Source organism: Pseudomonas sp. p99-361 (assembly GCF_003935475.1).
GTDB classification, from domain to species: Bacteria; Pseudomonadota; Gammaproteobacteria; order Pseudomonadales; family Pseudomonadaceae; genus Aquipseudomonas; species Aquipseudomonas juntendi.
The window spans coordinates 85,088-91,438 of the sequence record NZ_RHQO01000016.1 but is presented as its reverse complement, the minus strand read 5'-3'; the positions used below and the strand labels follow the sequence as shown (position 1 = coordinate 91,438).

Sequence of the window (6,351 nt, the reverse complement as noted above, 5' to 3'; positions counted from 1 at the left end):
CAGGCGTTACTGGCCCGAAACAAACGTAGGAGCGAGCGCAGCTCGCGATTGCGCCGCGCGGGCGGCGCTCGATCTCAAAGGCGCTGCCATACCTTGTGGCAAACACCTGTCAGCCCTAAGGCGATCCCTGTGGGAGCTGGCTTGCCGGCGATGGGCTGCATCCCCGCGTCTTGACTGACCGGCATTAGGCGTAGCGCCTGATTTTCTTCGGGCTGCTGGCCGGAGCGGGCTCACCCGCTCTCACCAGCAGCCGCAATTGCCTTACACGATAGCATTACCTACCCTAGTGACCTTTCCCCAGTAATGAGACAGGGCCATGTCAGAATACGAAACCGCCGGTGAAGGCCGCTTGAGCAGCACCGAGATCCGTGTCCTCGGCGCGTTGATCGAAAAGCAGGCCACCAGCCCGGAGAGCTACCCGCTGACCCTCAACGCCCTGGTCCTAGCCTGCAACCAGAAAACCAGCCGCGAGCCCGTCATGAATCTTACCCCAGGCCAGGTCGGCCAGGCCTTGCGCAACCTTGAAGCGCAGGGCATGACCCGCCTGCAGATGGGCAGCCGCGCCGATCGCTGGGAGCAGCGGGTGGACAAGGCCCTGGAGCTGGTACCGGCGCAACTGGTGCTGATGGGCCTGATGTTCCTGCGTGGCCCGCAGACCCTCAACGAACTGCTGACCCGCAGCAACCGCCTGCATGATTTCGACGACACCGAGCAGATCCAGCACCAGCTGGAGCGCCTGATCTCGCGCGACCTGGCCTTGCACCTGCCACGCCAGGCGGGCCAGCGCGAAGACCGTTATACCCATGCGTTGGGCGACCCGGCGGAGATCGAGGCGATTCTTGCTGCACGTCAGCAGGAGGGCGGCCAGCGCAGCAGTGGCAGCAGCGTGTCGGAGGAGCGTATTGAAGCGCTTGAAGCCCGCATCGCAGCGCTGGAAGCGCGCCTGGCAGACTTGGAAGGCTAGGCGGTCACGGCTCGGGGTCGGGGAAGTTGCGGCAGCTTTTGCGCTCGGCCAGCTCCCGGTCGCTGGGGCGCTGGTCGACGAATACGGTGCGACCGTCGGCGTAGATTTCCAGGTAACCCCAATGCAGGTCCTGCTCCGTCTGGCCGGGCTTGGGCGGGACTAGCCACCAGGGTTCGCGGCTGATCAGCGTCATGATACGGCTTCCTGAGGGTGGATGCCGTAAGCATAGACAGCCTGGGTTTGATGCCTTGCGAGTGCTGGCCTTTTCGCGGCTAGAGCCGCTCCTGCAAGTACGGCGGCAACTCTAAGCCAGCGCAGACACCCTGTGGGAGCGGGCATGCCCGCGAACACCGGCAAAGCCGGTGCCAGACACCGCGTCGTCTGCTTCGCGGGCTTGCCCGCTCCTACAGGTGAATCGCGCAGGCTTTTCAAATTTTGAGAAAGACAGTTGCTCCGCCTTCGAAGGCAGGGCCAGCCCAGGCTTACGCCGGTGCCGAGGTCCGGATCAGGTGGTCGAAGGCCGCCAGCGAAGCCTTGGCCCCCTCACCCACCGCAATCACGATCTGCTTGTACGGCACGGTGGTCACGTCCCCCGCAGCGAACACCCCTGGAATGCTGGTCTGGCCCTTGGCATCGACAATGATCTCGCCGCGCGGTGACAGCTCGACGGTACCTTTGAGCCAGTCGGTGTTCGGCAACAGGCCAATCTGCACGAAGATGCCTTCCAGCGCGACTTCATGCTGCTCGTCCGTGGCGCGATCCTTGTAGCGCAGGCCAGTGACTTTCTCGCCGTTGCCAAGCACCTCGGTAGTCAGCGCACTGGTGATCACTTTCACGTTAGACAAACTGTGCAGCTTGCGCTGCAACACCGCGTCGGCGCGCAGTTGGCTGTCGAATTCGATCAGCGTCACCTGGGCAACAATACCGGCCAGGTCAATGGCGGCCTCAACACCCGAGTTGCCACCACCAATCACTGCCACGCGCTTGCCTTTGAACAACGGGCCGTCGCAGTGCGGGCAGTAAGCCACGCCACGCGCGCGGTATTCCTGCTCACCCGGCACGTTCATTTCACGCCAGCGGGCACCGGTGGCCAGGATCACAGTCTTGGCCTTGAGCGATGCGCCGCCCGCCAGGCGCACTTCATGCAAGCCGCCGTCGGTGGCCGGAACCAATGCTTCGCCGCGCTGCAGGTTCATGATGTCGACGTCGTACTGCTTGACGTGCTCTTCGAGTGCAGTCGCCAGTTTTGGCCCTTCGGTTTCCTGCACCGAGATGAAGTTCTCGATGGCCAGGGTGTCGAGTACCTGGCCACCGAAGCGCTCGGCAGCCACGCCGGTACGAATGCCCTTGCGCGCTGCGTAGATGGCAGCCGCCGCGCCAGCCGGGCCACCGCCCACAACCAGCACATCGAAAGCGTCCTTGGCGTTGATCTTCTCGGCCTGGCGCGCACCGGCGCTGGTGTCGATCTTGCCGAGGATTTCCTCCAGGCCCATGCGCCCCTGGCCAAACAACTCACCGTTCAGGTAGATGCTCGGTACTGCCATGATCTTGCGCGCTTCCACTTCACCCTGGAACAGCGCGCCGTCGATGGCCACGTGGCGCACGTTGGGGTTGAGCACGGCCATCAGGTTCAACGCCTGGACCACGTCCGGGCAGTTCTGGCACGACAGCGAGAAATAGGTTTCGAAGGTGAATTCGCCTTCCAATGCCTGGATCTGTTCGATCACTTCGGCACTGGCCTTGGAAGGGTGGCCGCCGACTTGCAGCAGTGCCAGCACCAGCGAGGTGAATTCGTGGCCCATGGGGATGCCGGCGAAGCGCAGGCTGATACCTTTGCCATCGGCGCCAGCACCCGGGCGGCTCAACGAGAACGAAGGTCGACGGGCATCGGTGCCGTCCGCGCTGAGGGTAATGAGTGTGGACAAGCTGGCGATCTCCACCAGCAGGTCATGCAATTCACGGGACTTCGCGCCGTCGTCGAGGGAGGCAACGATCTCGATCGGCTGGGTGACCCGCTCCAGGTAGGTTTTCAGTTGCGATTTAAGCGTGGCGTCCAACATACGGGCGATTCCTTCTTCAATACTCGGATACAAAAACGCCCAGGCGAGGTCGCCCGGGCGTTTGACGGGGCGGTAGCTTGTTCAGCTTTGGCGGCTGCCTACCGCCCGCGTTGTTGCGCGCATGGCCTTAGATCTTGCCGACCAGGTCCAGCGATGGCGCCAGGGTGGCTTCGCCTTCTTTCCACTTGGCCGGGCAAACTTCGCCTGGGTGGGCAGCAACGTACTGGGCAGCTTTCACTTTGCGCAGCAGCTCAGCTGCATCGCGGCCTACACCACCGTCGTTCAGTTCGACGATCTTGATCTGGCCTTCCGGGTTGATCACGAAGGTACCGCGATCAGCCAGGCCAGCTTCTTCGATCAGCACGTCGAAGTTGCGCGAGATGACGTGGGTTGGGTCACCGATCAGCGGGTACTGGATTTTGCCGATGGTGTCCGACGTGTCGTGCCAGGCTTTGTGGGTGAAGTGGGTGTCGGTGGACACGCCGTAGATTTCCACGCCCAGCTTCTGGAACTCGGCGTAGTTGTCGGCGAGGTCACCCAGCTCGGTCGGGCAAACGAAGGTGAAGTCGGCCGGGTAGAAGAACACGACGGACCACTTGCCTTTCAGGTCGGCTTCGCTGACCTGCACGAACTCGCCTTTGTGGTAGGCGGTAGCGTTGAACGGTTTGACCTGGCTGTTGATGATTGGCATGAGAGACGCTCCTTCATGGGGTTGGAATCAGTTGATGGATAGAATCCTAACTAATCATCCTGCTGAAGGCTCATTGGCAAACCTCATGCTCGTGATTGGTTTTGGCTATAGCCAGAGGTACTTGATAGAAGACTCAGTTGTAGGAGCGGGCTGCCCCGCCCCTTCAACGTAACGCATAGATCAACGGCTAGCCGTACGCAGGGTGACGAACTCTTCGGCGGCCGTCGGGTGCACGCCGATGGTTTCGTCGAATTGCTGCTTGGTGGCGCCGGCCTTCAGGGCAATACCCAGGCCCTGAATGATCTCGCCGGCATCAGGGCCGACCATGTGGCAGCCCAGCACCTTGTCGGTGTCGGCATCGACCACCAGCTTCATCAGGGTCTTTTCCTGGATGTCGGTCAGGGTCAGTTTCATGGCGCGGAAGCGGCTTTCGAATATCTGCACCTTGTGCCCTGCCGCCAGCGCCTGTTCTTCCGTCAGCCCCACGGTACCGATTGGCGGCTGGCTGAACACGGCTGTGGGGATGTTCTGGTAGTCCACCGGGCGGTACTGCTCGGGCTTGAACAGGCGCCGCGCCACCGCCATGCCTTCGGCCAGCGCCACCGGGGTCAGTTGCACCCGGCCAATCACGTCACCAATGGCCAGGACCGACGGCGCGGTCGTCTGGTATTGTTCATCGACCCGGATATAGCCACGCTCGTCCAGCTCGACGCCGGTGTTTTCCAGGCCCAGGTTGTCCAGCATCGGGCGTCGGCCGGTGGCATAGAACACGCAGTCGGCCTGCAACTCGCGGCCATCCTTGAGCGTGGCCTTCAGGCTACCGTCTTCAAGCTTGTCGATGCGCTGGATATCGGCATTGAACTGCAGGTCGAGGCCGCGTTTTTCCAGCTCTTCCTTCAAATGGGTACGTACCGAACCATCGAAACCGCGCAGGAACAGGTCGCCACGGTACAGCAGCGAAGTAGCCGCCCCCAGGCCCTGGAAGATACCGGCGAACTCAACCGCGATGTAGCCACCGCCGACCACCAGCACCCGGCGTGGCAGGCTCTTGAGGTAGAAGGCTTCGTTGGAGGTGATTGCCAGTTCCTTGCCTGGAATGTCCGGCACCTGCGGCCAGCCACCGGTGGCGATCAGGATGTGCCTGGCACTGTAGCGTTGGCCCTCCACTTCCACTTCATTGGCCCCGGTCAGGCGCGCGTGCCCCTGCAGCAGGGCCACTCCACTGTTCACCAGCAGGTTACGGTAGATGCCGTTCAGGCGCTCGATCTCACGGTTCTTGTTGGCAATCAGGGTACCCCAGTCGAAGTGCCCTTCTTCCACGGACCAGCCGTAACCGGCAGCCTGTTCCAGTTCATCGGCCACATGCGCACCGTAGACCAGCAGCTTTTTCGGCACGCAGCCGACGTTGACACAGGTGCCGCCCAGGTAACGGCTTTCAGCCACTGCCACTTTTGCACCAAAACCAGCGGCAAAGCGCGCAGCGCGCACCCCGCCGGAGCCGGCGCCAATCACGAACAGATCAAAATCGTAGGCCATGTGTTCTCTCTCCTAGCAGGCGACCAGCATAACGCACTGAGGCCGCTTTGCAGCCCTTCGTGGCAGACCCGCTCCCATCAGGTGGGCGCACGCCAAAGGCGTGCGCGGTATCTGTAGGAGCGGGCCTGCCCGCGAAGGGCCGCGCGGCGGCCCCAGTCATCGCAGTGTTGCTACAAGCAGCGGCTGTATCAGTAAGCCTTGCCAGTCTTGTAGTAGTTCTCGAAGCAGAAGTTGGTCGCGTCGATGTAGCCCTCGGCGCCACCGCAGTCGAAGCGCTTGCCCTTGAACTTGTAGGCGATCACGCAGCCGTTCTGCGCCTGTTGCATCAGCGCGTCGGTGATCTGGATTTCGCCGCCCTTGCCTGGCTCGGTGTTCTTGATGATGTCGAAGATATCCGGCGTCAGGATGTAACGGCCAATGATCGCCAGGTTCGACGGCGCATCTTCCGGTGCAGGCTTCTCGACCATGTTGGTAACGCGGAAGATGTCGTCACGGATCATGTCACCGGCGATGACACCGTACTTGTTGGTTTCCTGGGGGTCGACTTCCTGGATGGCGATGATCGAGCAGCGGAACTGGTTGTACAGCTTGACCATCTGGGTCAGCACGCCGTCACCTTCCGGGTTGACGCACAGGTCGTCCGCCAGCACCACTGCAAACGGCTCGTCGCCGATCAGCGGGCGCCCGGTGAGAATGGCATGGCCCAGGCCTTTCATTTCGGTCTGGCGGGTGTACGAGAACGAGCACTCGTCCAGCAGGCGGCGGATACCGACCAGGTATTTCTCCTTGTCGGTGCCCTTGATCTGGTTTTCCAGCTCGTAGCTGATGTCGAAGTGGTCTTCCAGGGCGCGCTTGCCGCGGCCGGTCACGATGGAGATTTCGCTCAGGCCGGCATCCAATGCCTCTTCAACGCCATACTGGATCAGTGGCTTGTTGACCACCGGCAGCATTTCCTTGGGCATGGCTTTGGTAGCAGGCAGGAAGCGCGTACCGTAGCCGGCTGCCGGGAACAAGCATTTCTTGATCATATACGTCCTTACAAAAGGCTAGGCCTGTGGAATTCGGCGCAGTCTAATCAGGCGGCACAAACCTTACAATGC

The 6,351-nt window shown here is 61.9% G+C and carries 6 protein-coding genes; 1 reads left to right on the top strand and 5 read right to left on the bottom strand.

All coding sequences use genetic code 11. The features are described from left to right. Positions 1-316 precede the first annotated feature (316 nt). Positions 317-964, top strand: coding sequence for a YceH family protein (locus EGJ22_RS10205; RefSeq protein WP_029886311.1), 648 nt, complete (start codon positions 317-319; stop codon positions 962-964). Positions 965-968: 4 nt separating this feature from the next. Here EGJ22_RS10205 and EGJ22_RS10200 read toward each other — a convergent pair whose 3' ends face one another. The 5 genes from EGJ22_RS10200 to galU form a co-directional block, all read right to left on the bottom strand. Beyond that, positions 969-1,157, bottom strand: a complete 189-nt coding sequence (locus EGJ22_RS10200; RefSeq protein ID WP_029886312.1) for a hypothetical protein — start codon at positions 1,155-1,157, stop codon at positions 969-971. Positions 1,158-1,446: 289 nt separating this feature from the next. Continuing rightward, the gene (ahpF, locus tag EGJ22_RS10195; RefSeq protein WP_029886313.1) at positions 1,447-3,024 is read right to left on the bottom strand and encodes an alkyl hydroperoxide reductase subunit F; all 1,578 of its coding nucleotides are present in this window, start codon (positions 3,022-3,024) and stop codon (positions 1,447-1,449) included. Between the two features lie 127 nt (positions 3,025-3,151). Beyond that, positions 3,152-3,715: an alkyl hydroperoxide reductase subunit C gene (gene ahpC, locus EGJ22_RS10190; RefSeq protein WP_004375926.1), complete on the bottom strand. Its 564-nt coding sequence runs from the start codon at positions 3,713-3,715 to the stop codon at positions 3,152-3,154. Positions 3,716-3,895: 180 nt separating this feature from the next. Continuing rightward, complete coding sequence (gene gorA / locus EGJ22_RS10185) at positions 3,896-5,251, bottom strand: glutathione-disulfide reductase (protein WP_029886314.1); 1,356 nt, start codon at positions 5,249-5,251, stop codon at positions 3,896-3,898. 188 nt (positions 5,252-5,439) lie between these two features. Next, positions 5,440-6,279 carry a UTP--glucose-1-phosphate uridylyltransferase GalU gene (gene galU / locus EGJ22_RS10180; protein ID WP_009683182.1) on the bottom strand — a complete coding sequence of 280 codons (840 nt, stop codon included), beginning with the start codon at positions 6,277-6,279 and terminating at the stop codon, positions 5,440-5,442. Positions 6,280-6,351: the final 72 nt, after the last annotated feature.

Bases quoted from the DNA above. Each gene is read 5' to 3' on its own strand.
- EGJ22_RS10205 (WP_029886311.1), top strand. From the start codon at position 317: ATGTCAGAATACGAAACCGCCGGTGAAGGCCGCTTGAGCAGCACCGAG.
- EGJ22_RS10200 (WP_029886312.1), bottom strand. From the start codon at position 1,157: ATGACGCTGATCAGCCGCGAACCCTGGTGGCTAGTCCCGCCCAAGCCC.
- ahpF (WP_029886313.1), bottom strand. From the start codon at position 3,024: ATGTTGGACGCCACGCTTAAATCGCAACTGAAAACCTACCTGGAGCGG.
- ahpC (WP_004375926.1), bottom strand. From the start codon at position 3,715: ATGCCAATCATCAACAGCCAGGTCAAACCGTTCAACGCTACCGCCTAC.
- gorA (WP_029886314.1), bottom strand. From the start codon at position 5,251: ATGGCCTACGATTTTGATCTGTTCGTGATTGGCGCCGGCTCCGGCGGG.
- galU (WP_009683182.1), bottom strand. From the start codon at position 6,279: ATGATCAAGAAATGCTTGTTCCCGGCAGCCGGCTACGGTACGCGCTTC.